This window comes from Xenorhabdus griffiniae (genome assembly GCF_001028135.1).
In the GTDB taxonomy this organism is placed as follows: Bacteria; Pseudomonadota; Gammaproteobacteria; order Enterobacterales; family Enterobacteriaceae; genus Xenorhabdus; species Xenorhabdus bakwenae.
Map to the genome: position 1 here is coordinate 1 of NZ_LDNM01000089.1, position 1146 is coordinate 1146.

Below are 1146 nucleotides of genomic sequence, written 5' to 3' on the forward strand. Positions count from 1 at the left end.
ATATTGCGATCACCTCCGCCGATGGCTTGCCGTCAGCGGACATTATTAAAGCGGTGCAAGACCACATTGACGACGTTCGCCCCGTTACGGCCAAAAGCTCACTGGTATTGGCACCCGCATTGCGCCCGGTGAATTTTGTTATTGAGGTGGTGTTGGATGGCATCACATTGGAAGCGGCCAGTCAGGAAATCACGAACGTTATTACCGATGCGGCAGGACGGCTGGCGCCGGGTGAGCCGTTGATCCGCAGTCAGATTGAGATGCGCATTTCCCTCATCCCCGGTATTCGTGACCGTCGTATCATCGCGCCCGTAGAAAACGTTATCGCGCTGGTCGATAGAAACCATCTCGAATGGCTGCGCGTTGGCCGCATCACGGTGAGGCTTTTTTCATGAAATCATTACTGAAGCAGTTACTGCCCCCGGTCAGTTATGCCACGGATGCTCCCCGTTTGGATGCCGAACTGGCCGCCGAAGCGAAGCCATTACAGCTAATAGAACAGAGCGCCAATCGTGTCAGTGGCGCTGTTACCCCGTTCTTTGCACAGTCGTTACTGCCTGACTGGGAGCGTGTTCTTGGCATCACTCAAAATGCAGACAACAACTACCAGCAACGGCTGGAAATGGTCTTGCTGAAGCTGGCCGAAACAGGCGGGTTATCTATCCCTTATTTTATTTCTCTGGCGGTCCGTCTGGGTTACACGATCACCATTACCGAACCTCAACCCTTTCGGGCGGGTATAAACCGCGCGGGTGACAGGCTGATGCAGCCTGATTCGATATGGTCATGGGTCGTCAATATCTATGGTGCACGTGTCCCTATCTATCGATTCAGGGCGGGCAGTTCGGCGGCGAGCGAACGGCTGTTGTCATTTGGCGATCCCGTTATTGAATCCGTTTTTAACGAACTGAAACCCGCTCATACCTTTTGTCGATTCACTTATCAGGATTAGCACTATGCAAGATTTAATGCCGCCGATTAACACACCTGGCAATGTATTTGATGACGGCGATCCCAGTACCGGATTGCCCGGGACAATAGTTCCGGCTGATTGGTTAAATGATGTTCAATTCTCAGTCAGGGATCTCCAGCAGGAATGTAAAAACATTCTGGCGAAAGCCGGGATTACCCCAGACCCCAGAAAAC

2 protein-coding genes and 1 pseudogene are annotated in these 1146 nt (G+C 52.3%); all 3 read left to right on the forward strand.

The window, feature by feature from the left end; genetic code table 11:
* A partial coding sequence (locus AAY47_RS15640; RefSeq protein WP_047771062.1) for a baseplate J/gp47 family protein occupies nt 1-395 on the forward strand: 395 nt, incomplete at its 5' end.
* On the forward strand, nt 392-952 hold the full coding sequence (locus AAY47_RS15645) for a YmfQ family protein (RefSeq protein ID WP_047771063.1): 561 nt from the start codon (nt 392-394) through the stop codon (nt 950-952). The genes AAY47_RS15640 and AAY47_RS15645, both read left to right, overlap by 4 nt.
* Before the next feature lie 4 nt (nt 953-956).
* A pseudogene (locus tag AAY47_RS15650) lies at nt 957-1146 on the forward strand (phage tail protein); the annotation flags it as partial.